This window comes from Bacteroides sp. An279, from assembly GCF_002159615.1.
Classification (GTDB): Bacteria; Bacteroidota; Bacteroidia; order Bacteroidales; family Bacteroidaceae; genus Phocaeicola; species Phocaeicola intestinalis.
This window is the reverse complement of the sequence record NZ_NFJA01000010.1, coordinates 19,153-44,786: the sequence shown is the minus strand read 5'-3', so window position 1 is coordinate 44,786 and position 25,634 is coordinate 19,153. Positions and strand designations below refer to the sequence as shown.

At 50.4% G+C, this 25,634-nt stretch carries 23 protein-coding genes; 22 read left to right on the top strand and 1 reads right to left on the bottom strand.

The window, feature by feature from the left end; all coding sequences use genetic code 11:
• The first annotated feature begins 39 nt into the window (after window positions 1–39).
• From B5F78_RS03410 to B5F78_RS03395, 4 genes are all read left to right on the top strand, one after another.
• On the top strand, window positions 40–405 hold the full coding sequence (locus B5F78_RS03410) for a DUF4134 domain-containing protein (RefSeq protein ID WP_087406017.1): 366 nt from the start codon (window positions 40–42) through the stop codon (window positions 403–405).
• Between the two features lie 12 nt (window positions 406–417).
• Window positions 418–714 (top strand): DUF4133 domain-containing protein, encoded by a 297-nt coding sequence (locus B5F78_RS03405; protein WP_087406016.1) that lies wholly within the window; start codon window positions 418–420, stop codon window positions 712–714.
• A 110-nt stretch (window positions 715–824) separates the two neighbouring features.
• Window positions 825–3,545, top strand: a complete 2,721-nt coding sequence (locus B5F78_RS03400; RefSeq protein WP_087406015.1) for a TraG/VirB4 family ATPase — start codon at window positions 825–827, stop codon at window positions 3,543–3,545.
• Window positions 3,542–6,067: a hypothetical protein gene (locus B5F78_RS03395; protein ID WP_087406014.1), complete on the top strand. Its 2,526-nt coding sequence runs from the start codon at window positions 3,542–3,544 to the stop codon at window positions 6,065–6,067. The genes B5F78_RS03400 and B5F78_RS03395 overlap by 4 nt, the downstream gene beginning before the upstream one ends.
• A gap of 2 nt (window positions 6,068–6,069) precedes the next feature.
• On the opposite strand, the gene B5F78_RS03390 is transcribed toward B5F78_RS03395, so the two are convergent.
• Window positions 6,070–7,281, bottom strand: a complete 1,212-nt coding sequence (locus tag B5F78_RS03390; protein ID WP_087406013.1) for an ATP-binding protein — start codon at window positions 7,279–7,281, stop codon at window positions 6,070–6,072.
• A gap of 105 nt (window positions 7,282–7,386) precedes the next feature.
• Here B5F78_RS03390 and B5F78_RS03385 point away from each other — a divergent pair, with 105 nt between their 5' ends.
• The 18 genes from B5F78_RS03385 (at window position 7,387) to B5F78_RS03295 (ending at window position 25,633) form a co-directional block, all read left to right on the top strand.
• Window positions 7,387–8,124 carry a hypothetical protein gene (locus B5F78_RS03385; RefSeq protein WP_430746765.1) on the top strand — a complete coding sequence of 246 codons (738 nt, stop codon included), beginning with the start codon at window positions 7,387–7,389 and terminating at the stop codon, window positions 8,122–8,124.
• 102 nt (window positions 8,125–8,226) lie between these two features.
• The gene (locus tag B5F78_RS03380) at window positions 8,227–8,979 is read left to right on the top strand and encodes a DUF5045 domain-containing protein (RefSeq protein ID WP_087406012.1); all 753 of its coding nucleotides are present in this window, start codon (window positions 8,227–8,229) and stop codon (window positions 8,977–8,979) included.
• Between the two features lie 51 nt (window positions 8,980–9,030).
• Window positions 9,031–9,876, top strand: coding sequence for a phage antirepressor (locus B5F78_RS03375; protein ID WP_087406011.1), 846 nt, complete (start codon window positions 9,031–9,033; stop codon window positions 9,874–9,876).
• A gap of 2 nt (window positions 9,877–9,878) precedes the next feature.
• Window positions 9,879–11,009: a hypothetical protein gene (locus tag B5F78_RS03370; RefSeq protein ID WP_087406010.1), complete on the top strand. Its 1,131-nt coding sequence runs from the start codon at window positions 9,879–9,881 to the stop codon at window positions 11,007–11,009.
• Between the two features lie 23 nt (window positions 11,010–11,032).
• Window positions 11,033–11,428, top strand: a complete 396-nt coding sequence (locus B5F78_RS03365) for a hypothetical protein (protein ID WP_087406009.1) — start codon at window positions 11,033–11,035, stop codon at window positions 11,426–11,428.
• A gap of 4 nt (window positions 11,429–11,432) precedes the next feature.
• Window positions 11,433–12,047 carry a conjugative transposon protein TraK gene (traK, locus tag B5F78_RS03360; RefSeq protein WP_087406008.1) on the top strand — a complete coding sequence of 205 codons (615 nt, stop codon included), beginning with the start codon at window positions 11,433–11,435 and terminating at the stop codon, window positions 12,045–12,047.
• 57 nt (window positions 12,048–12,104) lie between these two features.
• Window positions 12,105–12,473 (top strand): hypothetical protein, encoded by a 369-nt coding sequence (locus B5F78_RS03355; RefSeq protein WP_087406007.1) that lies wholly within the window; start codon window positions 12,105–12,107, stop codon window positions 12,471–12,473.
• Window positions 12,470–13,618, top strand: a complete 1,149-nt coding sequence (traM, locus tag B5F78_RS03350; RefSeq protein WP_087406006.1) for a conjugative transposon protein TraM — start codon at window positions 12,470–12,472, stop codon at window positions 13,616–13,618. The genes B5F78_RS03355 and traM overlap by 4 nt, the downstream gene beginning before the upstream one ends.
• A 30-nt stretch (window positions 13,619–13,648) precedes the next feature.
• On the top strand, window positions 13,649–14,446 hold the full coding sequence (locus B5F78_RS03345; protein WP_087406005.1) for a DNA-methyltransferase: 798 nt from the start codon (window positions 13,649–13,651) through the stop codon (window positions 14,444–14,446).
• Between the two features lie 35 nt (window positions 14,447–14,481).
• A complete protein-coding gene (gene traN / locus B5F78_RS03340; protein WP_430746766.1) occupies window positions 14,482–15,291 on the top strand; it encodes a conjugative transposon protein TraN in 810 nt (269 codons plus the stop codon).
• Between the two features lie 29 nt (window positions 15,292–15,320).
• Window positions 15,321–15,860: a hypothetical protein gene (locus B5F78_RS03335; RefSeq protein ID WP_087406003.1), complete on the top strand. Its 540-nt coding sequence runs from the start codon at window positions 15,321–15,323 to the stop codon at window positions 15,858–15,860.
• A gap of 34 nt (window positions 15,861–15,894) precedes the next feature.
• Complete coding sequence (locus B5F78_RS03330) at window positions 15,895–16,551, top strand: DUF1566 domain-containing protein (RefSeq protein WP_087406032.1); 657 nt, start codon at window positions 15,895–15,897, stop codon at window positions 16,549–16,551.
• 27 nt (window positions 16,552–16,578) lie between these two features.
• Window positions 16,579–18,762: a type IV secretory system conjugative DNA transfer family protein gene (locus tag B5F78_RS03325; RefSeq protein ID WP_087406002.1), complete on the top strand. Its 2,184-nt coding sequence runs from the start codon at window positions 16,579–16,581 to the stop codon at window positions 18,760–18,762.
• A gap of 47 nt (window positions 18,763–18,809) precedes the next feature.
• On the top strand, window positions 18,810–20,021 hold the full coding sequence (locus tag B5F78_RS03320; protein ID WP_087406001.1) for a site-specific integrase: 1,212 nt from the start codon (window positions 18,810–18,812) through the stop codon (window positions 20,019–20,021).
• 1,055 nt (window positions 20,022–21,076) lie between these two features.
• On the top strand, window positions 21,077–21,604 hold the full coding sequence (locus B5F78_RS03310) for a UpxY family transcription antiterminator (RefSeq protein WP_140400026.1): 528 nt from the start codon (window positions 21,077–21,079) through the stop codon (window positions 21,602–21,604).
• Between the two features lie 121 nt (window positions 21,605–21,725).
• Window positions 21,726–22,505, top strand: a complete 780-nt coding sequence (locus tag B5F78_RS03305) for a polysaccharide biosynthesis/export family protein (protein WP_239473375.1) — start codon at window positions 21,726–21,728, stop codon at window positions 22,503–22,505.
• A 23-nt stretch (window positions 22,506–22,528) separates the two neighbouring features.
• Window positions 22,529–24,925: a GumC family protein gene (locus B5F78_RS03300; RefSeq protein ID WP_087405998.1), complete on the top strand. Its 2,397-nt coding sequence runs from the start codon at window positions 22,529–22,531 to the stop codon at window positions 24,923–24,925.
• Window positions 24,926–24,964: 39 nt separating this feature from the next.
• Entirely contained in the window at window positions 24,965–25,633 is a 669-nt protein-coding gene (locus B5F78_RS03295) for a tyrosine-protein phosphatase (protein WP_087405997.1), read from the top strand.
• Window position 25,634: the final 1 nt, after the last annotated feature.

Below are 25,634 nucleotides of genomic sequence, written 5' to 3'. Positions count from 1 at the left end.
AGAGACCCAAACATATAGTAACCATCAAAATTTAGAAGCATGATTGAAAGATTGAGACAGAAAGTGAAAACGACGCTCTTCTCCGAAAGGGCGAAGATGCTTTTCTTCATGTTGCTGGTCGGTGTGACGGCAGCCGTGGCGCAGAACTCCGCAGGAGACTACACCGCAGGCACCAACGCACTGACGACGGTGACGGAAGAAATCGCCAAGTATGTGCCCATCGTGGTGAAGCTCTGTTACGCCATTGCCGGTGTGGTTGCCGTGGTCGGTGCCATTTCCGTGTACATCGCCATGAACAACGAGGAGCAGGACGTAAAGAAGAAGATCATGATGGTCGTCGGCGCCTGCATCTTCCTGATTGCGGCCGCACAGGCATTGCCGCTGTTCTTCGGCATCACCACCTAAAGCAAGGAAAGGATGGGAAACGGGAAAGAGCGTTTTCAGGATTACCCGGTATTCAAGGGGCTGCAACGGCCTCTTGAATTTCTGGGCCTTCAGGGCCGCTACATCTATTGGGCGGCTGGCAGCGCGGGCGCGTCCATAGCCGGATTCATCGCAGGCTACTGCCTGGCAGGGTTCGTCGCCGGGCTCGCCATCCTTGCCGTGCTTGCCTCGGCAGGCGCGGCACTCATCCTCTTCAAGCAGCGCAAGGGCCTGCACAGCAAGAAGGATGGACGCGGCATATACATCTATGCCCGTTCCAGACAGATATGAAGCACTTAAATACAAACCGGATGCCTGATGTGTGGCATGAACGAGAATGTTGAACGCGGCAGGCTCTCTCCGCAAGGACGGGGCCTGCCTTTATTGAATGGAAAAGGAACATGGTAACTTACATCTTATTATCCTTCGCGGCCCTTTGCCTGGGCATGGCCATTTCCGTCAAGGCTTTCGGCACTGGCGGAAAGCGCAAGCACATCTTCCAGGACATCTACTTCTCCGTGGAGGACACGGAAGGCATCGGCGTTCTCTACACCAAGACCGGGGAATACTCCGCCATACTGGAAATGGAGAATCCGGTGCAGAAGCATTCGGCCGACACAGACAGCTATTACGACTTCACCCGCCTGATGTCCGCACTGGCCCAGACGCTTGGCGAAGGGTATGCCCTGCACAAGCAGGACATCTTCGTGCGCAGGAGGTTCGAGGAAGAAAGCGGCAAGAGGCACGAGTTCCTGACGGAAGCCTACTTCCGCTACTTCAAGGGGCGTGTCTATACCGACAGCATGACCTACCTGACCGTTACCCAAGAGGCCAAGAAAAGCCGACTGTTTTCCTATGACGGCAAGAAGTGGCGCGACTTCCTCGTGAAGATACGCAAGGTGCATGACCAGATGCAGGACGCAGGCATCCGTGTACGCTTCCTGGGCAAGCGTGAAGCCAGCCGCTATGTGGACCGCTTCTTCGCCATGAACTTCCGCGACAAGGTAGTGTCCATGACAGGCTTCAAGGTGGATGAGGAGTGCATTTCCATGGGCGACAGACGCTGCAAGGTGTACAGCCTGGTGGACGTGGACTGCGTCAACCTGCCGACCGTGATACGTCCTTACAAGAATATGGAGGTGAACGGCGCGGAAATGCCCATTGACCTGGTGTCGCTGGTTGACCACATCCCGAATGCGGAAACCGTGGTGTACAACCAGATAGTGTTCATTCCCGGACAGAAGAGGGAGCTTGCCCTGCTGGACAAGAAAAAGAACCGCCACGCCAGCATACCGAACCCGAACAACCAGATGGCCGTAGAGGATATCAAACAAGTGCAGGAAGTGGTGGCGAGGGAAAACAAGCAACTGGTGTACTCCCACTTCAACCTGATTGTGACCGTCTCGCCGGACACTGACTTGCAGAAATGCACCAACCATCTGGAAAACAGCTTCGGGCGGCTGGGCATCCACATCAGCAAGCGTGCCTACAACCAACTGGAACTGTTTGTCGGCTCGTTCCCCGGCAACTGTTATGCCCTGAACGAGGAATACGACCGCTTCCTGACTTTAGGTGACGCGGCGGCCTGCCTGATGTACAAGGAAAAGGCGCAGCGCAGCGAGGACACGCCGCTGAAAATATACTATACCGACCGCCAGGGCGTGCCGGTGGCCATCGACATCACCGGAAAGGAAGGGAAGGAAAAGCTGACGGACAACTCGAACTTTTTTTGCTTAGGGCCTTCGGGCAGCGGCAAGAGCTTTCATATGAACAGCGTGGTGCGCCAGCTACACGAACAGAACACCGACGTGGTGATGGTCGATACGGGTAACAGCTACGAAGGATTATGCGAGTACCTGAACGGCAAGTACATCAGTTACACGGAAGAGAAGCCCATCACCATGAACCCGTTCCGCATCAACCGTCAGGAACTGAACGTGGAAAAGACCGGTTTCCTGAAGAACCTCGTGCTGCTGATATGGAAAGGATCGCAGGGAACCGTCAGCAAGACCGAGGACAGGCTCATAGACCAGGTAATCACCGATTATTACGATGTATTTTTCAACGGCTTTGACGGCTTCACGCCCATGCAACGTGAGGACTTGCGCAAGAGCCTGCAGGTGGATGCCCGGAACAACGGCTACGGTACATCCGAAACGGAAAAGGAAAAGGCGGAGCGCATCGAAAGGGAGATTGACGAGATTGAGCGGCGGCGCAAAGAACTGAAGGTGGAGAGCCTCTCGTTCAACACTTTCTACGAATACTCGGTGCAGCGCATCCCCGACATCTGTCATGAAAACAACCTAACAGGCATTGACCTGTCAACCTACCGCTACATGATGAAGGACTTTTACCGTGGCGGCAACCACGACAAGACCTTGAACGAGGAAATGGACGGGACGCTGTTCGACGAGACGTTCATCGTATTCGAAATCGACGCAATAAAAGATGACCCGCTGCTTTTCCCCATCGTGACGCTGATTATCATGGACGTGTTCCTGCAGAAGATGCGCCTGAAGAAGAACCGCAAGGTCCTGGTAATCGAGGAGGCGTGGAAGGCCATCGCCAGCCCGCTGATGGCCGAATACATCAAGTTCATGTACAAGACCGCAAGAAAGTTCTGGGCCGGCGTGGGCGTGGTGACGCAGGAGATACAGGACATCATCGGCAGCGAGATTGTGAAAGAGGCCATCATCAACAATTCCGACGTGGTGATGCTGCTCGACCAAAGCAAGTTCAAGGAACGCTTCGACGGCATCAGGGCCATCCTCGGCCTGACCGACGTGGACTGCAAAAAGATATTCACCATCAACCGCCTTGAAAACAAGGACGGGCGCAGCTTCTTCCGTGAGGTATTCATCCGCCGCGGCCACGAAAGCAATGTGTACGGCGTGGAGGAACCCCGCGAATGCTACATGACCTACACCACCGAACGGGCGGAAAAGGAGGCATTGAAACTATACAAGAATGAACTGGGGTGCAACCATCAACAGGCCATCGAAGCCTATTGCCGTGACTGGAACGCCTCGGGCATCGGCAAGTCGCTGGCTTTCGCCCAAACGGTGAACAAGGCCGGACATGTATTGAAACTGGAATCCAAAACAAACGATACAAAGGAATGAAACGTACACTGCTCATCATAACCGTCTTGCTGTCAGCCGCCACATTTCCTGTTCGCGCGCAGTATTACAGCGTGAACTATGACAAGGAAACCGTGGCCGCGATGGCTGCCGCCTTTGCCGCTGAAGCCGTGGCCGAGGGCTATTATGACGAGCAGGTGGCCGCCATCCTGAAACATTACCAGGCCGCCGAGGTGGCCGCAGCCGGGATATTCGCCTCGAAGTTTCTGGAGCGTAAGGCCATGACCGACCTCGGCATCTGGAGCAGCGGCACCGAGAACTATTACTACCGCCGCATCTACAACATGGTGGCCCATAAAATCCTGCCCAAGATTTGGACGGTGGCCGGGATGATGCTGGAAAGCCCGCAGACCGCACTATATTGGGGCAGCTACCTGATGAAGATATGCGACGAGACCAAAAGCCTGTGTATGCAGTTCGAGTCCGTGGTGACGAACTCCACGCTCACGTTCTCCGACATCGCTTTTCTGGAACTCAACCCGGAGATTGCCGCCCTGCTCAAGCTGTCCGACATCGGCGGGGTGGATTGGGAACGGATGCTGGACGACCTGGCGGCGGTACCGGGCAACTTCACCGTTGACAATCTGAAAGCCGACCTCGACAACCTGTACAACATGGGTGTGTCGCTGGCCACCGCCGGCATCGGCAACATCGGCGACGCGCTGCTGCAGCAAAACCAATTCCACGATCTGTTCCAAGGGAAAATCGGCACGGTGCTGACCCTTGCGGAACACTACCACGACCTGTTCAGGAGCGTGGAGAACAGTGTGGGCAACACCCTGCTCGGCATGATCGGCGGCAAGGACAACGTGGCCGGCCTGTTCAGCCTCTCCAACTACAACCTGACGGCATGGATCTCAGACTATATGGAAGAAACCGCCGGGAACTACTACACCCAACGCTGGTACATCGCACGGCGCGACCAAGGTTCGGAAACGCTGTGCGACTACTATCCCCCGACGGACGACAACAGCATCATCAACGGAAGCGCCTGGACGCGCTTCAACACCACGGACGCGAATTTCTATCCCAACTCGGCACAACGGGAGCAAGTCATCGCCAATTCGGAAAACCATGCCGGGTGGTCGAGAAGCCGGGTGCGGCAACTGAACAACGCGAATGAAGGCTTTACCTACAGCATCAGTTACCCGATGAGCGGCTATGTCATCAGCCGGAACGGGAGGCAGACCAAGAAAGCCTACGCCTGCGAGATACACGTGCGGAAAAGCTGGAACAACGTGGAAGAAGTGTATGAGGACGTGTTCGATTCCTATTCGATGGACCTAAACACCTTCAAGGCGCAACTCAACTCCCGCCTCTCGGAGTTCAACGACAACGAGGAGGGCTACGTATATTACATCAGTTCCGACGCAAGGAACTACTACCAGGCGACGGATGCAGCCAAGCTGGCCGGATGCGAGAGCGTGACCATCAGCGTGACCTGCTCGGACGGCGTGACGCTCGGCCAGGGAACGACCCAATACAAATGCCGTGGCTGCGGAAGCTCGCTGGACGGACATTCCAAGGAGTGCGCCATGCAGACCACCGTGACGGACAACGGGCTGGACACGTCGGAACTGGACGGGATGGCACAGGAGGCCGACAGCGAGATAGCCGCCCTACAGGCACAAATCGAAGCGTTGGAAGCGGAGAACGCCGCCCTGCTGGACAAGATAGCCAACGCCAGCGTGGAGGATGCCGCCACCTACCGCCGGGAATACAACCGTAACAAGGACGAGATAAGCCGCCTGAACGGCGAACTGTCCGACTGGCAACAGAAAAGGCAGGACATCACCGAGGCGCAGGCCGAAGCCGCCGCCGACAACAGCGTGGCCACGGACGACTACTACCGCATACCGGCCATCATGCAGGACTGCAAGACCGCCTACGGCCTGACTTGGCAAGGCGAAGGCTCGTGGAACGGCTATTCGTATGTGCGCAAGGCCACCATGCCCAACATCAACGGCGTCATCACGTTCACAGCGACTCTTTCGATAGCCCGAAAGCCCAAATACTTCCTCGGCATCAAGATACACCGCGCCATCCTTCAGATCAGTTGGGAACTGACCTCGGAATACAGCACCACGAGCGTGGCCGACGTGCTGCCCCTCGATGCCACGCAGACGGACGCGGAAAAAGCGGAAACCGTGAACCGGCGCATCTCGGAAATCGCCCGGGAACATCCCGGCTGCGACATCACCACCGAATACGCGAGGAGCGCGCCGCAGGAAGAGAACGCCACAAACGACACCTACCACCTGCTGTGGTCCAGCGACCGCTTGGAGATAGCCCGCGAGGTGGACACCCGCATCACGAACATTTACGCTGACTTAGTGTCGCTGGAGAAGATGATGCACTACAAACGGAGCATCCTTGACGTGCTGAAGGACATCGCCCCAAGCATCGACAGCGACCAAGGGCGCAGGCTGACACTGGTGGAAGAATGCCACGAGCGGTGGATGGAAAATGCAAAGAACCTGCAATCAGGGGAGGACGGACTATGAAATCAGAAATCAGTCATAAGGAACTCACGCAGGTGGACATGGATAATGCCCGGATACTCGGGAAGTCCTCCACTGACCGGGTCCATCGAGACGACATACTTCGGGTAGTTGTCGCGTATGGCCTGCAGGTTGCCGAACTCCCTCACTACGGTCTCTTCCGAGCCGAGCAGGTAAACAGCCTGTACATAAAGCCGGCGCTCATCGCGCACGGCCACGAAATCCACCTCGCCATTACGGAGTATGCCCACTGTTACTTTGAAGCCTTGCGTGACCAGATGGTGGTGGATGACGTTTTCCATCACCTTCTCGATGCTGCCGCGCAGGTTGAACCCGCAGAGCAGGTTGCGCAGGCCGTGGTCAGCAAAATAGAACTTGTTGTTCTGCTCGAAGATGCGCCTGCCGTGGATGTCGTAACGCTGCACGGGGGTGATGATGAACGCTCCGCACAAATAGCGCAAGTAGGTGGACGTAAGCATCTCGGACACCTTCTCGCCGTGCGACTTCATGGTGTTGGTGATGTTCCTCACGGAAATGAGCTTGCCGATGTTGTCGGCCACGAACACGGCCAGGTTCTCGATGAACGTCACGTTGCGTATCTCCTCCCGTGCGATGACGTCACGCAGCATGATGGTATTGTAAACCCCTTGCAGATAATCCCTCACCAGGCTCTCGTCCTCAATGTCATAATGGCAAAGGCCCGGAAGTCCGCCCACGCGGAGATATGCCAGGAGGCTCTTGTCCGTGTCCTCCAGCCCGTGGAAGCGCAGGAAGCCTCTGTACGTAAGACTGTGTATGGGTATCTCCACATAGCGGCCGGAAAGCATGGTACTCAGCTCCGAGGAGAAAATGTACGCGTTGCTGCCGGTGGCCACGATTTGGCAGCGGTTCTCCGCATGGAGGCTGCGCAGTGCGTCCTCGTAGCCGGTTATGTCCTGCACCTCGTCGATGAGCAGGTAGTTGTCGCCGCCTTCGGGCAGGTGTGCCGTGGCGTACCCGTACAGGTCGTCGGCCGTGGCGATGTCCTTGAAGGCGTGAAGCTCCTTGTTGACATACACCACGTTGGCCGCACTCCTGTTGGCTTGCAGCCAGGACTGCAGCTGCTTGAGCATAAAACTCTTGCCGACACGACGTTGGCCGACAAGGATAATCATCATCCCCTTGCCCAGGTGGGATATGATGTGATGAAGATAGGCAGGACGCTCGATTATTTCCATAAGCAAGATATATTGGTGCAAAGATATAAAATACGGATGACAAAAACGAACAATATCTGCAAAAATACAAAATATACATTGGTAAATAAAACAGCATCAGGAAATATGCAGAATACGTTTATATACAGATTAGGCTTTCTCATGGTTCTTTTATGCTGCTTTCATACAGCCGGAAAGGCGCAGTGGAGCTTTGACATCACCTCCATAGAGGCGTACATTAACGACCACAAGAAACAGCGCAGCCTGCTGCTGGCCCGCAGTACGCTGGAATACAGCAACAAGCTGCTGCACGAATACAGCCGGGAGGCGACGGTGGAATACAAGAATATCAATATCGACCTCGACAAGTACACCCGCGCCTTTGACATTATCGACGTGATGTACCAGTCGTTGCGCACCGTGCTGAACGTGAAGGACAGCTACGAGACTGTCCGGGAGCGGCTGTCGGACTACGAGCGGCTGATGGGCGACTTCCATGAAAAGGTCATCCGGCGGAACCGCATCGAGCTGGCCGACACGCTGCTGATAGCCATCAATGCAAGGGCGATACGCAACATTGCGGACGAGGGCGAACACCTGTACCGCTCTTTCTCCGACCTGGTGCTGTACGTCACCGGAGCTGCCGCCTGTTCCACCGCCGACCTGTTGATGGTGCTGGATGCCATCAACACTTCCTTGGATAATATCCAACGCCACCTGAACCGCTCCTATTTCGAGACCTGGAGGTACGTGCAGGTACGCATCGGCTACTGGAAGGAACAGGTGTACCGGCGGAGAAGCATCAGGGAGATGGCGGAGGACGCCTTTTCCCGTTGGAGGGTGGCCGGAAAACTGGACTATTAAAAATTAAGAATGAAGAATGAAAAGTGAAGAACGGAGAATTTGAGAATTGTGTAATCCTATAATTAAATAAGGTATATGAGACATACGGGAACTCTTATCGGTATGGGGCTGCTATGGCTGGCAGGAGGAAACATTCTCCATGCGCAGAGCGTGACCTACAACCATGATTCGTCGAAAAAGAACCAGGTGACGGTAATGGAGACGGGAGGTGGCGCACTGACCCCGGAAATCTATTACACCCTGCTGCACAACAACTACAAGAAGTCGGCAGCCGCCAAGAACAAGCTGTCGTTTCGCACCCAGGCAGGCATCCACCTGTACAACCAGGTGGATGAAGCGGAAGCCATCGACTCGGCGTTGGTCAAACGGGCCGAGATTGAAGCATTGAACATGGCGGACCGGACTGCAGACCTGGCCTGGCTGGCAGAAGGCGGCAAGATAGAGAAGCAAATGGAAAACTTCAAGGGGAACATTGACCGCATCCTCCTTGTGGGCGGCACCCTGTCCGAGAAGGAGCGGTGGACGGAGTATTACAATGTGTATGACTGCGCTATCCGTGCTACCAAGGATGCCTATATGCCCAACGCACAGCGGAAAAAGGAATACCTGCGTATCTACGCTGACGTGGCCCGGCAGAACGAGATACTGGTGAAATATCTCGTGCGGCTGCATAACGCCTCTCTGACGGACGAGTTGCTTTCGGCGACCCATCAACGAACGATTGATAATGGGAACATAGCAGCGAAAGCCTTGAACCGATGGAAAGCCGCCCGCCAGGAAGTGCGTAGCTTATCGTCCGGTGACGGGAACGGAAATACAGACAACGGTAACGGAGAGGAAACAGTGGAAAGGTGACAAGGACGAAATAAGGGAAAAGAAGAAATTACAACCAAATATGAAACGGATATGAATGACAAGATTCAGGTGTTCAATCATCCGAAATTCGGGAATGTCGGCACCATAGAAACGGAGAATGGGAAAGTGCTTTTCAAAGCAACAGATGTCGCAAAGGCATTAGGATACTCAGACTCCCCGAAGGCTGTAAGAATGCACTGTAAGGGGGTGGCCATTTTGTCCACCCCCTCTGAAAACCAGTTCGGTGCGGTCGTGATGCAACCGACCAAGTACATCACGGAAGCGGACATCTACCGGTTGGTGATGCGCAGCAAACTGCCGGAAGCGGAGAAGTTCCAGGACTGGGTTTGCGAGGAAGTGCTGCCCAGCATCCGCAAGCGCGGGGCGTACCTGACCGATGCGGCCCTGCAGCGCGTAGTGACCGAGCCGGATTTTCTTATCGGACTGGCCAACGTCATCAAGGAGGAACGCAGGAACCGCATGGCAGTGGAAGCCCGATGCGAGGAACAGAAACTGCTTATCGGGAAACAACAGGAACAGATTGAGGAACTGGGCAAGCGGACAAACTATGTGGAACTGGTGCTGCAATGCAAAGGTTTGCTCGATATTACCCAGATTGCACAGGACTATGGCTTGTCCGGGCGCAAGCTGAACGCCCTCCTCCATGAAAAGGGCATCCAGTACAAGGACAACCGGCAATGGATTCTGTATGCTCCATACAAGGACAAGGGCTATGTGCATAGTGCCACTCTCTCGCTGGAAAGTGGCAAATCGGTGATGCGCACCCAATGGACGCAGAAAGGAAGGCTGTTCATCTACGAGCGGCTGAAGAAAGACGGCATACTGCCAGTCATGGAACGTGAGCAGGCAATGAAAGTAACCACGGAAAAAGAATAAGTATGGCAGACAACATATTATCCGACTTCGGCATCAACATCCTTGAGGAAGAGATTGATGACGTGATATTCCAGACCAACGAGTTCCTGACCGATGCCACGTTTACCGGTGCTCAAGGTCCGTTCTGGTGGATTCTTCAAATGTGCATGGCACTTGCCGCCCTGTTCGCCATCGTCATGGCAGCGGGCATGGCCTACAAGATGATGGTGAAACACGAGCCGCTGGACGTGATGAAGCTGTTTAAGCCGTTGGCCGTGTCCGTCATCCTGTGCTGGTGGTATCCGCCCGCCGATACGGGCATGACCCACAGCGGAAGCAACTGGTGTTTTCTGGACTTTCTGTCCTACATTCCGAACTGCATCGGGTCGTACACCCATGACCTGTATGAGGCGGAAGCCACGCAGATAGCGGACAAGTTCGAGGAAGTGCAGGAACTTATCTACGTGCGCGACACCATCTACTCCAACCTGCAGGCGCAGGCGGACGTGGCCCATTCCGGCACCTCCGACCCCGACCTGATAGAGGCCACGATGGAACAGACCGGCGTGGATGAAGTGACCAACATGGAGAAGGACGCAAGCCGCCTTTGGTTCACTTCGTTGACTGCAGGTATTGTGGTAGGAATCGACAAAATCATCATGCTCATTGCCCTGGTGGTATTCCGTATCGGGTGGTGGGCGACGATTTACTGCCAGCAAATCCTGTTAGGTATGCTGACGATATTCGGGCCGATACAATGGGCTTTCAGCCTGCTGCCCAAGTGGGAAGGCGCGTGGGCGAAATGGATAACGAGGTACTTGACGGTACATTTTTACGGGGCCTGCCTGTACTTCGTGGGGTTTTACGTACTGCTGCTGTTTGACATCGTGTTGTCAATACAGGCAGAGAACCTGACGGCCATCACCGCATCCACGCAGACGATGGCGGCCTATCTGCAAAATTCGTTCTTCTCGGCAGGCTATCTGATGGCGGCCAGCATCGTGGCCCTGAAATGCCTGAACCTTGTGCCAGACCTGGCCGCATGGATGATACCTGAAGGCGATACGGCATTTAGCACGAGAAACTTTGGCGAGGGTGTGGCCCAACAGGCCAAAATGTCGGCTACCGGGGCGATGCACACCGTATTGAGATGATTATCAACTAAAACAATGACAATATGAAGATTGAAAAGAAAATCGAAAGCTGGTGCCAAGATGCGCATTTCATGGATTTTGTCCACCGGCGTATGCACCAAGAACTGACGGAAAGACCCGAAAACGGGCGTTACGACGACCTCTTTGAGGAACTGGACGAAGCGTTTGACCATGACGACCGCTACATCGAGCCGCTGGTGGAATACCTGACCTGCCGCCTGCATATCGCCAAGCTCTGCAAAAACGCCCGCCAGCGTGAACGGGGCATCTGGTGGGTGTGGTTCCAAGTGGTGATGGAAGGCCATTACGTGCAAGCGTTCTCAGAATACTTTGACCCATTGCTGGCCGAATTGCAAACCACCCTGATGCCCATGCTGTACAAGGAATATGTCCGCCTGAACACCCTAAAAGAGAAATAAGCCTATGGTAATAAAGAATTTGGAAAACAAAATCAAGTTAGTGACCATTCTCTGCTGCTGTTTCCTGCTGGGCTGCATCCTTATCTGCATCGCCAGCATCTGGACGGCACGTGGCATGGTGGCAGACGCTCACAAGAAAGTGTATGTCCTGGACGGCAACGTGCCGGTGCTGGTGAGACAGACCGACATGGAGGAAACGCTCGACGTGGAAGCCAAGAGCCATGTCGAAATGTTCCACCACCTGTTCTTTACCCTTGCGCCGGATGACAAATACATCCGTTATACGATGGAGAAAGCCATGTACCTGGTGGACGAAACGGGACTGGCACAATACAACACGCTGAAGGAAAAAGGCTTTTACTCGAACATCATGGGAACGAGCGCGGTGTTCAGCATCTTTTGCGACAGCATCAAGTTCGACCGCGAGAAAATGGAGTTCACCTACTACGGCAGACAACGCATCGAACGCCGCAGCAGCATCCTGATGCGTGAGCTGGTAACGGCAGGAAAGCTGAAACGGGTGCCGAGGACGGAGAACAATCCCCACGGGCTGCTAATAGTGAACTGGAGGACGCTGCTCAACAAGGACATCGAGCAGAAGACAAAGAACAGCTATTAGCTGACTTACGAAACGAAACAAGTGAAGACATGAATATGAACATAAGACATTACGGACATGAAAGGATTTAAGAGAATGCTGTTGGGCGAAAAGATGCCCGACAAGGACGACCCCAAGTATAAGGAGCGGTACGAGCGCGACGTGCAAGCCGGACGGAAATTCGCCCATGCCCTCGGTATTGACAGGGCGGCAGCCTGCGTGCAACGTTTCGCGGACCGCCACCGGACGCTGTTCCTGGTCATCGTGTTCGCCTTTGTGGCCTTCAGCCTCGGTCTCAATATCTACCGCATTGCCACGGCCTGCCAACGTCCGTCCGTGCGGCAGACCGCCACAGCCGTGCAGGATTCGGTGTGGAAAGCCCGGCACAAGAGCCATCCGCACACCATTCAACCAATGAAAGAACCCATAAACAGTGAAGGACAATGAAGATAACCGACAGAATCAATTTCCGACAGACCAAATACAGGCTGCCCGCCATCCTGTACGTCCCCCTGCTGATTGCAGCCTATCTTATCTTCGACCTGTTCGATACGAAGGTGGCCGAAACGCCGGACAAGGACATGCAGACAACGGAGTTCCTAAATCCCGAACTGCCCGACGCGAAGATACGCGGCGGAGACGGCATCGGGGGCAAATACGAGAACATGCAGAAGGCATGGGGAAAGATTGACGACTACACCGCCATAGACAACATTGACAGAGACGAACCCGATGAAAACAAAGAAGAATATGAATCCAAGTACACCCAGGAGGACATCGCCCTGCTGGACGAACAGCAGAAGGACAAGGATGTGGATGCACAAGCGTCCGATAGCCGGTCGGGAGAGCAGGAAGCCTTCGAAGAGCTGCGGAAAGCCCTTGCCGAAGCGCGCCTGAACGGACAAAAGGGACTTATGCCGCCAGACACGGCAACTATCGCTCCCCAAGACACCGCCAGGCAACATATCCCCACGCAGGGCAAGGTGGAGGAAAACAGCCGGGCGGTCAACGCCCTCACCGACGCGGAAAAACCCGTGGAGATGGTAAAGAAGATAAAGACAGCCTCCGACTACTTCCACACCATTTCCCAAACACAGCACGAACCCCACCTTATCAAAGCCATCATCGACGAGGACATCAAGGCCGTGGACGGTTCCCGCGTAAGGTTGCGCCTGCTGGACGACGTGGAAATCGGCGAGGCCGTGCTGAAAAGCGGCACCTACCTCTACGCCACGATGAATGGCTTTGGCTCGCAAAGGGTGAAAGGCAAAGTACAGAGCGTGCTGGTGGACGACAGGCTGGTGAAAGTGAACATTTCCCTCTACGATACGGACGGGCTGGAAGGACTGTACGTGCCTGAAAGCAGTTTCCGCGAGACGAGCAAGGACGTGGCCAGCGGAGCCGTGACGGGCAACATGAGCCTGAACAGCGGCAGCTACGGCAACAGCTTCTCGCAATGGGGTATGCAGGCCATACAGAACGCCTACCAGAAAACCAGCAACGCCATCGGCAAGGCCATCAAGAAGAACAAGGCCAAGCTGAAGTACGGCACGTTCGTCTATCTGGTGAATGACAAGGGAGAAACGAAATGAACGAAATAACGGATAAATAAAGAACAGCTTATGATTGAGAAAGACCATATTTACTTAGAAGACTGCTTGGAGGGTATGAAGCGCATGGAAGCCCGCAGTGTGGATGCCGTGATAGCCGACCTGCCCTACGGAGTGCTGAACCGGCAGAACGAAGCGGCCCGGTGGGACAACAGGATTCCGCTGGAACCCCTGTGGAAACAATACAAACGAATCACCAAGCCCGACAGTCCCATCATCCTGTTCGCGCAAGGGATGTTTACGGCCGAACTTGTCCTCTCACAGCCCAGGCTGTGGAAATATAACATGGTGTGGCACAAGGACCGGGTGAGCGGACACCTGAACGCTAACCGTATGCCCCTGCGCCAGCACGAGGACATCCTGGTTTTCTACAAAAAGCTGCCTGTGTACCATCCGCAAATGAGACCGAGCAGCCCCGAACAGCGCAACCACGGGCGGAAAGTCCTGTCCGGCTGCACGAACCGGTGCTATGGGAACATGAAACTGACACCCGTGCGCATCATGGACGAGAAATATCCCACCTCCGTCATCTACGCGCCCAAGGAGTTCAAGAAAGGCACCTTCTACCATCCGACCCAGAAGCCGGTCAGCCTGGTGGAATACCTGATACGCACCTACACAGACGAGGGAGACGTGGTATTGGATAACTGCATCGGTTCCGGAACGACTGCCGTCGCCGCCATCCGTTGCGGCAGGCACTTCATCGGATTCGAGACGGACAAGGGCTATTACGACATCGCCCTCCGGCGGATAGAGGAAGAACGAGAAAAGATGAACAACCACCCCGAAACAAACCTACAGCAACAATGAAAACGAGTATCAGACTGTTCCTGCTGCTGGCAGGAATGATGTCCGCATGGACGGACATCCATGCCCAACAGACCTACGAAGAAATGGTGCGGCTGACTGTGAACGAGCAGGTGACGACCGTCATCACCGCCTCCGAGCCAGTCCTGTTCGTGGACATCTCCACCGACAAGGTTGCCGGAGACCAGCCGATGAAGAACACCATCCGCCTGAAGCCCAAGGAAGCCGGACACGCGGACGGCGAGGTGTTGGGCATCGTCACCATCGTAACGGAACGTTACCGCACCCAATACGCCCTGCTCTATACCACCCGGTTGCAGGAGGCGGTGGCGGACAAGGAAATCGCCGTGGCTGAACGCCATGCCTACAACAACCCTGCGGTCAGCATGTCCACCTCGGAAATGCTGCGCTATGCCCGTAGTGTGTGGAATTCCCCGGCCCGCTACCGCAACGTGGGCACCAAGGCACACCGGATGACCATGCGACTGAACAACATCTACGCCGCAGGCAACTACTTCTTCATCGACTTCTCCGTGGAGAACAAGACCCGCATCCGCTTCGACATCGACCAGATACGGGTGAAGCTGGCCGACAAGAAGACCTCGAAAGCTACCAACGCACAGGTGCTGGAACTGACGCCCGCCTTGGTGTTGGAAAATGCCTCGTCATTCCAACGCGGCTACCGCAACGTCATCGTGCTGGAGAAGATGACCTTCCCGAATGACAAGGTGCTGACCATCGAAATGAGCGAGAAACAGATTTCAGGGCGCACCATCGCACTGAACATCGACTATGAGGACGTGCTATCCGCCGACTCGTTTGACGCCGCCCTGCTGGAAGAAGAGTAATATCAATTAAGAATGAAGAATTAAGAATGATGAGTGAAGCATTGAGAAACAAGGGAAGGACAAGAAACAGGCTGCTTGCCTTGGTGATAGTCGTGTTCGCCTTGTCCGTGACCGCTTCGGCGCAGAACAGCACCGGGCGGATTGCGGTAGGCGTGGGTCTGCTGTATGAGAACGGGCTGGATGCCACGGTAGCCTACGAATGGGAAACGAAGCACCACAACGCATGGGAGTTTTTCGCCAACGGCTACCTGAAATGGGACGAATGCGCCACGTGCGGACATATCTGCCCGGAAAGTTTCTGGAACAACTACCGGAGCTACGGTTTCGGGGCGGCCTACAAGCCCTGCGTGGTGCGCGGACACAACCACCACGGCAACCTGCGCATCGGGGCATCGGCAGGAAGCGACACGGAGCGTTTCCTGGGCGGCATACACTTAGGCTACGAACACAACTATGCGTTGCGCTCGGGCTGGACGTTGTACTGGCAGGTGAAAGGCGACCTTATGATAAAGGGCGAAGACCTACTGCGCACGGGCATCGTGCTGGGATTCAAGATACCTTGTAAATGAAGAATTGAGAATGATGAATTTAAGTGAAAGTTATATGAAAAAGCGATTGAACAGTCTACTGACGTTAATGACCGCAGTTCTGCTGGCCGCCTGTGACGCCCATATTGAGGAGCCAGATACGGCGGTGAAAGTTGGTCATGTGCTTTGTACGGACGGCAAGGCCATAAGCTATAAAGACTATACAGGAAGCGGCAAGGAAGCCATTGCCATCGTGTTTTACCTGAACCGCGACCCGGAAATGGCAGGCAACGGCTATGCAGTGTACCTGCACGACCTGCCTGCGGAAGCCTTCGCGGACAGTATCGGCGTGGCTCAAGGCACGTCAGCCGACCTGACAACATACGATGGTAACGAGAACACCTTTGCGCTGTATGACACGGAGGAAGTGTCATCACCGATAGCGGAACGGGTGTTCGACCTGTGGCGGTACGGGCAAAGTGCCTATATCCCCTCGGTGGCACAGATGCGCCTGCTGTACGCCGCCAAGGACATCATCAATCCATATATTATACGTTGTGGCGGCGAACCCTTGCCTGATACTGCTGACGACTGCTGGTACTGGACAAGTACTGAGGTGGAGGGACAGGAAACGGCCAAGGCGTGGCTTTACTCAATGGGCAGCGGAGCCATACAGGAAACTCCGAAGTGGCAAGCACACAAGGTGCGGCCGATAATAACCTTAAACGAATAAGACAAGAAATATAACATAAAAGAATAAATGGAAGAAAGCAAGGAACTGCAAGGTGCATACAAGATATTCAGGGCGGTCATCTACTTGTCTGTTCTGATGGAGTTTTTCGTGTACGTCTTCAATCCCGCCCCATCGGACGGCTGGGAGAATATCCTGTATGACATTCATGCCAGAATCCGGCACTGGCTCATCTATCAGGACGGACATATAGTGTATAGCAAGGTTGTCACCTTTATATTAGTGTGCATCACCTGTGTAGGGACGCGCAACAAGAAGCATCTGGAGTTCAATGCCCGGAAACAAGTGCTTTATCCCCTGGTAAGCGGCATACTGCTGCTTGTGCTGTCCGTGTGGCTGTACAACCACCCCATAGATGTTTACCTCTATTCCCTTAGATTGAACGTCATCCTTTATATGCTCACCACCGTCATCGGCGTGGTGTTGGCGCATATCGCATTGGACAACATCTCGAAATTCATCAAGGACGGTCTGCTGAAAGACCGTTTCAACTTCGAGAACGAGAGTTTCGAGCAATGCACGGAATTAGTGGAAAACAAGTACAGTGTGAATATCCCAATGCGCTATTATTATAAAGGTAAGTTCCGCAAGGGCTGGGTGAACATCAGCAACCCCTTCAGGGGAACGTGGGTGGTCGGCACTCCGGGAAGCGGCAAGACTTTCTCCATCATCGAACCGTTCATTCGCCAACACTCCGCCAAAGGCTTCGCGATGGTGGTGTACGACTACAAGTTCCCCACGCTGGCCACCAAGCTGTATTACCATTACAAGAAAAACCAAAAGTTGGGCAAGCTGCCACCGGGCTGCTCGTTCAACATCATCAATTTCGTAGATGTGGAGTACAGCCGGAGGGTGAACCCGATACAACTGAAATACATCAACAACTTAGCGGCAGCGAGCGAGACAGCGGAAACATTGCTGGAATCCCTGCAAAAAGGCAAGAAAGAAGGAGGCGGCGGCAGTGACCAGTTCTTCCAAACTTCGGCGGTGAACTTCCTTGCCGCCTGCATCTACTTCTTCTGCAACTACGAAAAAGAGCCTTACGACAGCCAAGGAAAGAAGCTGCTGGCTGAAAAGGTGGAGGATAAGGCCACCAAACGGATGGTGCCGACCGGCCGTGTGTTCGACGCCGACGGCAACGAGGTGGAGCCGGCCTATTGGCTGGGCAAATACTCGGATATGCCGCACATCCTCTCCTTCTTGAATGAGAGTTACCAGACTATTTTCGAGGTGTTAGAGACCGACAACGAGGTGGCTCCGCTGCTCGGTCCGTTCCAGACTGCCTTCAAGAACAAGGCGATGGAACAGTTGGAAGGTATGATTGGTACATTGCGTGTCTATACTTCAAGGCTTGCCACCAAGGAAAGCTATTGGATATTCCATAAGGACGGGGACGACTTCGACCTGAAGGTGAGTGACCCGAAACATCCCAGCTACCTGCTGATAGCCAACGACCCGGAGATGGAGAGCATCATCGGCGCGCTGAACGCCCTGATACTGAACCGCCTTGTGACCCGCGTGAACACCGGGCAGGGCAAGAACGTGCCTGTAAGCATCATCGTGGACGAGTTGCCCACCTTGTATTTCCACAAGATAGACCGCCTGATAGGCACAGCCCGAAGTAACAAGGTGAGCGTGGCGTTGGGCTTCCAGGAACTGCCGCAGTTGGAGGCCGACTACGGCAAGGTGGGTATGCAGAAAATCATCACCACGGTAGGCAACGTGGTGTCAGGCTCAGCCCGCTCCAAAGAAACCTTGGAATGGCTTTCAAGTGACATCTTCGGCAAGGTGGTGCAACTGAAGAAAGGCGTGACCATAGACCGAGACAAGACCAGCATCAACCTGAACGAGAACATGGACAGCCTGGTGCCCGCCTCGAAAATCTCCGACATGGCGACCGGTTGGATATGCGGACAGACCGCCAGAGATTTCGTTGCCACCAAGACCGGAAGGGGCGGTACGATGAAGATACAGGAGAGCGAAGAGTTCAAAACCACCAAGTTCTTTTGCAAGACCGATTTTGATATGGCTGAAATCAAGAAAGAGGAAGCCGGGTATGTACCACTACCGAAATTTTATACTTTCAAGTCTAAGGAAGAACGGGAACGCATCCTGTACAAGAACTTCGTGCAGGTAGGGCAAGAGGTGAAAGAAATGATTGAAGACGTGGTGAACAAAAAGAACGCCCGATAAAAATATGGAATTTCCGTATGGATACGAATTAACTAAAAACTATAAATATGGCAACAGTAAAAATCAAATTCCGCCCATCGTCAGTGGCAGGCAAAGAAGGAACACTCTACTATCAGATTATACACAACCGGATAGTACGGCAAGTAAGTACGGGATACCGCATATTCCCAAGAGAATGGGACAACGGCAAGTTGGCTTTCCCTGTGCAAGGTGAACAGACAGAGCGGAGCCGCTATCTTGCCACGTTGGAAAGCCGGCTACAAAAAGAAACAGACAGGCTGGCAGCCATCATAAAGCGGTTGGACCAGTCGGAAAACGCATATACATCCGAACAGGTAGCAGATGCCTTTCTGGCATCGGACGATGACGAAAGCCATCTGTGCGTATTTGTCCGGGCAACGGCCAAATTGCTAAAGCGCATAGGGAAAGCCCGCTTGGCAGAAACTTACACCTCTTCCATGAACAGCTTTATGCGTTTCCGTGGAGACAAAGGTGACGTACGCTTTGATGAAATGACATCGGACATGATGATGGAATATGAAGCCTATTTGAAAGAACAGGGATTGGTGCCGAACACCACATCTTTTTATATGCGCAACCTCCGTGCCGTTTACAACCGTGCCGTGGAAAAAGGGCTGACCGATGATCATGCTCCGTTCAAACATGTCTATACAGGCATTGACAAGACTGTCAAACGTGCCGTATCGTCCAAGGTCATTACGGAAATCAAAGAGTTGGACTTATCATTGAACGCCTCGTTGGCACAGGCTCGTGACCTCTTCATGTTCAGTTTCTATACACGGGGAATGTCTTTCATAGATATGGCCTTCCTGAAGAAGAAAGACCTGCAAAACGGGGTCTTGGTATATAGAAGGCAGAAAACCGACCAGCAGTTGTTCATCAAATGGGAAAAGCCCATGCAGGACATAGTAAACCGGTACTCAAATCCGGACTCCCCCTACCTGTTACCCATCATAACACTGCCAGGCAGTGACGAGCGGAAGCAATACCTGAATGCCATCCACCTGATGAACGCCCACCTGAAAGCAATCGGGGAAAAAGTGAAATCACCGGTCCGGTTGACATCCTACGTCGCGAGGCACGGTTGGGCCAGTATAGCCAAAAGCCGGAATGTGCCCCTCTCGGTAATCAGCGAAGCCATGGGACATGATTCTGAAAGCACCACACGCATCTATCTGGCTTCGCTTGATTCCTCTGTGGTGGACAATGCGAACAACAAAGTGATTTATTCTGTCTAAAAGGAATCACCCTCCAGCATGACAAAAGCCGACAACAGCAAATAGCATACCTGACAAGTATGCAATTTATTTTGGAACTATCGTTACACATCTTGGGGAAGCATCTGCAACTTGGATGTGCAGGACATTATTGCCTTTCAAAATCGAAAGCCTTTTATTTTTGACACCATCTCATTTTCTTGAAAAGGGATAATACATTCTTGAGGTTATAAAACACTAAAATAACTCCATAAACGCAAAACTCCAGTCAGAATATCCATTTTACACTGCCATTTTTGTTTTGCAAATATTCCTATCTCTCTTTAAGAGATGGCTTTACGACGTGCAAAGGTAAGAAAAAACCAATAAAACCAACTATATGATAAAGAAAAATCATACAAAAACACATGCTTTTATTGGACATGTTTTGGTAGGAAAGATAGTTTGTTAAGCGAACTTTAATGAATGCAATTAGTAAAATGCAATAAATCAGAGATTTATTATTCTCTTTCATCTCTTAAAGAGAGATGAACCATAAACAGACAAAATTAAACCAAAAACGCCAAGGATTTGGATGTAGAAAAAGGGAACAGAGTAATATTCAACTGAATAAGATATGGTGGAACAGAGTAGGAAAGTTGGGCAAACTTCATCATCTCTTGGTAAGAGATGTTTAGGCATATTTGAGAGTGTGTAACAGACAGAAAAAAAGGCTGTAACAGCTCCAAAGATTCTATATTTGCTCAACAAATGTTTGATAAATCCAAACTGGGCTTATTAAAAAATATGTTTCGGAAACATCTTTTTTGCCTCTTCTTACTGCTTTGTTTTCATTTTTGTGTATCTTTGCACCCGTCCAACATCTCTTACCAAGAGATGTACTATTCCAAACATCCATTTTGCTTGGGGTATTAAGACTGAGGAATAAAGTCCTCATAGGTAAAAAGATGAAAGAGGAGGAAACAGGCGAAATGCTTGAACTTTTTTGTGGAATGCGTGTAACTTCAAGTTTTTCAATAAGATACAAAAACTTGAAGGATTAGAAGGTTTTGTCTTTACCCTAAACAGAGGACATTATGAACGATAATGACATCAATTGGTTTGTGATGCGTGACCTGACCCGATACCATTCTAAACTGCCGGCTTATCAGATGCTTGACAACCTAAAAATAGAAAATTATACGCCAAAGGTTCAAAAGATATTCATCAAGAACGGGAAACGGGAGTGCAGGGAAGTCCCTTTTATCCACGATTTGCTTTTTGTGCATGATAGCCGATTGCACATAGACCCGATTGTAGAAAAAGTAAATACCCTTCAGTACAGGTACTTGAAAGGCCGGATACCGATGGTGGTGAGAGATAAGGATATGGAAAAATTCAAAAATGCAGTGGAATCCTCTTTTGCTCCACAATTTTATCTGCCCAAAGACATCACTCCGGATATGCGAAAGCGGAAAATACGCATCATAGGCGGAGTGCTTGACGGATATGAAGGAACATTGGTGACGGTGAGAGGTTCAAAAGTGAAAAGGATTTTAGTGGAACTGCCAACTTTGTTGGCGGCAGCCGTGGAAGTGAATCCGGAATATATCCAGTTACTATAAATTTTTATTATATATAAAATTCAACTAATAAGCAGGTATCAATTACATCAACACATCCAAAGAAAAATTTAAAGTAATGAAAAAATATACCTTAGTTTTATGCTCCTTGCTTTTATCCGTTATGAGTGCAGGAGTATTGAGTTCTTGTGGCACATCAAAGGATGTGGTCTATTTTCAAGACCTTAAGCCCGGAGAGAGTGAGATAACCATGCCAGAAGTGCAAGCCATCACTGTGCGACCTGAAGACAAGATTTCCATCATCGTGAATAGTCGTGACCCACAGTTGACAGATTTGTTTAATCTGCCGATAGTTTCCAGACAGTTAGGACAATCTCTACGAACAAGTTCCTCTAATGCCTCAAACTCTGGCATTTCAGGTTACACTGTAGACGCAAAAGGTTATATAGATTTTCCCGTATTAGGCAAAATACAAGTAGCAGGCATGAAGCGTGAGGAAATTGCCGAACACATTAAAAACGAGTTAATAACTAAGAATTTGGTGAAAGATCCTGTGGTGACCGTGGAGTTTATGAACCTTTGCGTATCCGTGATGGGCGAAGTGAACAACCCTGGACGTTTCGCAATCGACCGCGATAGGTTGACCATCCTTGACGCACTGAGCATGGCGGGCGACCTGACCATTTACGGCAATCGTCAGAAGGTACTGGTACTGCGTCAAGAGAACGGGCAGCAACGGGTCTATGGTGTCAACCTCACTTCGGGTGAACACGTATATACCTCCCCCGCCTATTACTTGCAACAGAACGATGTTGTATATGTAGAGCCAAACGAAGTAAGGTCCCGCCAGTCCACCGTCAACGGTAACAACGTGCGCTCCACTTCGTTTTGGATTTCATTAGCATCGCTGTTAACTTCAGTAGCGATACTCATTTTCAATTAATAACTATTTATGTATTAACTATTATGAACGAAAATAATACCAAATCAGATCTTTTCCTACAGGAATCACTAAATTTAAAAGATTTATTATTTTCATTATTAAAAAAGTGGTATTGGTTCGTTATTTCAATACTTATCAGCATAACCATTGCTATCTTTTATATTATGTGTACACCTCCTATTTACACTCGTTCCGCTTCTTTGTTAATAAAGGAAGACAATAAAAGCAATTCGCCTTCAGGCAATGCCGGAGTTTTGTATGATTTGGACTTATTCCAAACAGGTACAAATGTAAATAATGAGATACAATCATTGCAGTCGCCTGCAGTAATGTACGATGTCGTAAAGCGATTACATCTAAATATTAATTATTATACAAAAGGGGTATTCTATAATCATATACTGTATGGACAAAACTGCCCATATGAAGTGGAGTTTTTTGATTTGCAAGACAATGACGTAGCTTCATTCACTATTTTTCCCGTTTCTGGTAACAAAGGCGTGGAATTGACAGATTTCATACATGGAGGAGAAGAATCGGATAAACGTATCGTGGTTGAGTTTAACGATACAATCAGCACTCCTGTTGGACGATTGTTGATAAAGCCCACACATGGAATAAAAGATTTTAAAGAGACTGTTTACATATCTCATTCGGGGCTACAAGCGACGACATCTGTTTATTCAGGTAAACTGACAGTAGCACTGAAAGATGAAAAATCTACAGTCATCAATCTTTCAATAGAAGACGTATGTATCCAACGTGCGGAAGATGTATTAAATACTTTGATAGCAGTATATAATGAAAACTGGGTAAAAGACAAAAACCAAATAGCTGTCAGTACGTCGATGTTCATTAATGAACGTTTAGAGGTGATTGAGCAAGAGTTAGGTCATGTAGACGAGAACATATCTTCTTACAAAAGTGAGAACCTGCTACCAGATGTACAGGCTGCGGCTAATATGTATATGACACAAAGTAATGCCACCAATTCGCAGATACTTGTTTTGAACACTCAACTTGCAATGACTCGCTATGTTCGAAACTACCTAACAAATAACAATAACAAGAACCAACTTCTACCAGCCAATTCAGGTATCGAAAGTTCTGGCATTGAAAATCAGATATTGGACTATAACACCTTACAATTACAACGTAACAACCTCGTAGCCAACAGTAGTGTGAATAACCCTTTGGTAGCAGATATGGATCAATCATTACAGAATATGCGAAATGCCATTATATCGTCAATAGACAATCACATCACAACTCTTAATACTCAGATAAAAGCCCTTCAACAAAGTGAGAGGCAGACTACGGCAAGGATTGCAGCCAATCCGACACAAGGGAAATATCTTTTATCTGTAGAACGACAACAGAAAGTGAAAGAAGCCTTGTATTTATTCCTGTTGCAAAAGCGTGAGGAAAATGAGCTTTCACAAGCATTTACAGCTTATAATACACGCATCATTATGCCTCCTTCTGGTAGCATGTACCCTACGAGTCCCAATAAAAAGAAAATTATTATGGTAGCTTTTGTTTTAGGGTTAATTTTACCAGCTTGTATAATCTTTGCTCAAAAACAACTTTATACAAAAGTACGTGGACGAAAAGATTTGGAGTTTCTCTCACTTCCTTTTGTAGGAGAAATTCCCTTGGCTTACAAAAAGAAAAATAGCCAAGAAAGTGGCAAGGAAGAAAGTCACTTCACAATACTTATCAAGCAAGGAAGTCGAGATGTCTTGAATGAGGCTTTTCGTGTGTTACGCACAAACATAGAATTCATACTTAACGCTAATAATACAGGGATGGCTGATGTCGTAATTGTTACCTCCTTCAATCCGGGCAGTGGAAAAACATTTGTTACAATAAATATTGCAGCCAGCCTTTCTTTAAAAGGGAAAAAAGTGTTAGTGATAGACGGTGATTTACGAAGAGGTACACTATCACATTATCTACGCTCACACACAAAAGGACTAAGCGATTATTTGGGCAAACGTGAAGACAATCCACAGACTCTAATACAGGATGTACCTAATTATCCTGGCCTTTCTATTTTGCCTGTAGGAACTATTCCTCCAAATCCGACAGAATTATTAGCAGAATCACGTTTTTCGGAATTTATTGAAAAAGTACGTGTTGAATACGATTGCATTTTCATAGACTGCCCCCCAATAGATATAGTGGCAGATACTCAAATAATTGGACAATATGCAGACCGAACACTATTTGTCATTCGAGCCGGATTATTAGAGCGTGAGATGTTGCCAGAACTCCAACGTGCCTATGATGATAAGAAATTTAAGAATATGGCAGTTATATTAAATGGAACAGATAGAGGAAGTGGGCGTTATGGATATAAGTATGCATATCATTACGGATATGGAAATGAAAACTACTTAGCAAAAGATAAAAATTAAGAAATAAAACGTATTCCTTACATACATTCTTGATAAAATATGTGGCCTTTTAATAAAAAGAGACAGATACCGCTACGAAATAGTCTGTTTTGTGGCTTTACTGATTGGCATAGCCACATTCTTCCTGGAGTAGATGACGGGGTACAGACCATGAGCGAAGCCTTACAAATTCTTACGGAATATGAACGGCTCGGTGTAAAGGATGTGTGGCTTACACCTCACATTATGGAAGACATACCGAACACGACAGCCTGTTTACGAGAACGTTTTTCTGAGTTACAAAGTAAATATCAAGGAGCTATCACGTTGCATCTTGCTGCCGAGAATATGCTAGACAATCTGTTTGAGGAACGTTTGAAAAATGATGATTTATTACCTATTGCTATAAACAAAGATCATCTCTTAATAGAAACTAGTTACTATAATCCTCCGATAGATATGGAAAATATCCTCCGATGCATAAAAGCAAAAGGGTATCATCCTATACTAGCGCACCCTGAAAGATATATTTATATGTCAGAAAGAGATTACCATAATTTAAAGGAAATGGGGGTTAAGTTTCAATTAAGTATTCCGTCAATAGTAGGAATGTATGGAAAAGACATTCAGAAAAAAGCAAAAAAATTGCATAAAAAAGGATTCTATAATTTTAAGGGAACAGACCTGCATAGCTATAAAACATTAGAATTCCTATTGCAGAATCTATAGA

What these genes read in the sequence shown, in the direction of transcription:
- B5F78_RS03400 (WP_087406015.1), top strand. Translation starts at nt 825, where the DNA reads ATGGTAACTTACATCTTATTATCCTTCGCGGCCCTTTGCCTGGGCATG.
- B5F78_RS03300 (WP_087405998.1), top strand. Translation starts at nt 22,529, where the DNA reads ATGAACGAAAATAATACCAAATCAGATCTTTTCCTACAGGAATCACTA.
- B5F78_RS03325 (WP_087406002.1), top strand. Translation starts at nt 16,579, where the DNA reads ATGGAAGAAAGCAAGGAACTGCAAGGTGCATACAAGATATTCAGGGCG.
- traN (WP_430746766.1), top strand. Translation starts at nt 14,482, where the DNA reads ATGATGTCCGCATGGACGGACATCCATGCCCAACAGACCTACGAAGAA.
- B5F78_RS03385 (WP_430746765.1), top strand. Translation starts at nt 7,387, where the DNA reads ATGCAGAATACGTTTATATACAGATTAGGCTTTCTCATGGTTCTTTTA.
- traM (WP_087406006.1), top strand. Translation starts at nt 12,470, where the DNA reads ATGAAGATAACCGACAGAATCAATTTCCGACAGACCAAATACAGGCTG.
- B5F78_RS03320 (WP_087406001.1), top strand. Translation starts at nt 18,810, where the DNA reads ATGGCAACAGTAAAAATCAAATTCCGCCCATCGTCAGTGGCAGGCAAA.
- B5F78_RS03375 (WP_087406011.1), top strand. Translation starts at nt 9,031, where the DNA reads ATGAATGACAAGATTCAGGTGTTCAATCATCCGAAATTCGGGAATGTC.
- B5F78_RS03335 (WP_087406003.1), top strand. Translation starts at nt 15,321, where the DNA reads ATGAGTGAAGCATTGAGAAACAAGGGAAGGACAAGAAACAGGCTGCTT.
- B5F78_RS03410 (WP_087406017.1), top strand. Translation starts at nt 40, where the DNA reads ATGATTGAAAGATTGAGACAGAAAGTGAAAACGACGCTCTTCTCCGAA.
- B5F78_RS03305 (WP_239473375.1), top strand. Translation starts at nt 21,726, where the DNA reads ATGAGTGCAGGAGTATTGAGTTCTTGTGGCACATCAAAGGATGTGGTC.
- B5F78_RS03380 (WP_087406012.1), top strand. Translation starts at nt 8,227, where the DNA reads ATGGGGCTGCTATGGCTGGCAGGAGGAAACATTCTCCATGCGCAGAGC.
- B5F78_RS03365 (WP_087406009.1), top strand. Translation starts at nt 11,033, where the DNA reads ATGAAGATTGAAAAGAAAATCGAAAGCTGGTGCCAAGATGCGCATTTC.
- traK (WP_087406008.1), top strand. Translation starts at nt 11,433, where the DNA reads ATGGTAATAAAGAATTTGGAAAACAAAATCAAGTTAGTGACCATTCTC.
- B5F78_RS03370 (WP_087406010.1), top strand. Translation starts at nt 9,879, where the DNA reads ATGGCAGACAACATATTATCCGACTTCGGCATCAACATCCTTGAGGAA.
- B5F78_RS03345 (WP_087406005.1), top strand. Translation starts at nt 13,649, where the DNA reads ATGATTGAGAAAGACCATATTTACTTAGAAGACTGCTTGGAGGGTATG.
- B5F78_RS03355 (WP_087406007.1), top strand. Translation starts at nt 12,105, where the DNA reads ATGAAAGGATTTAAGAGAATGCTGTTGGGCGAAAAGATGCCCGACAAG.
- B5F78_RS03390 (WP_087406013.1), bottom strand. Translation starts at nt 7,281, where the DNA reads ATGGAAATAATCGAGCGTCCTGCCTATCTTCATCACATCATATCCCAC.
- B5F78_RS03295 (WP_087405997.1), top strand. Translation starts at nt 24,965, where the DNA reads ATGTGGCCTTTTAATAAAAAGAGACAGATACCGCTACGAAATAGTCTG.
- B5F78_RS03405 (WP_087406016.1), top strand. Translation starts at nt 418, where the DNA reads ATGGGAAACGGGAAAGAGCGTTTTCAGGATTACCCGGTATTCAAGGGG.
- B5F78_RS03310 (WP_140400026.1), top strand. Translation starts at nt 21,077, where the DNA reads ATGAACGATAATGACATCAATTGGTTTGTGATGCGTGACCTGACCCGA.
- B5F78_RS03395 (WP_087406014.1), top strand. Translation starts at nt 3,542, where the DNA reads ATGAAACGTACACTGCTCATCATAACCGTCTTGCTGTCAGCCGCCACA.
- B5F78_RS03330 (WP_087406032.1), top strand. Translation starts at nt 15,895, where the DNA reads ATGAAAAAGCGATTGAACAGTCTACTGACGTTAATGACCGCAGTTCTG.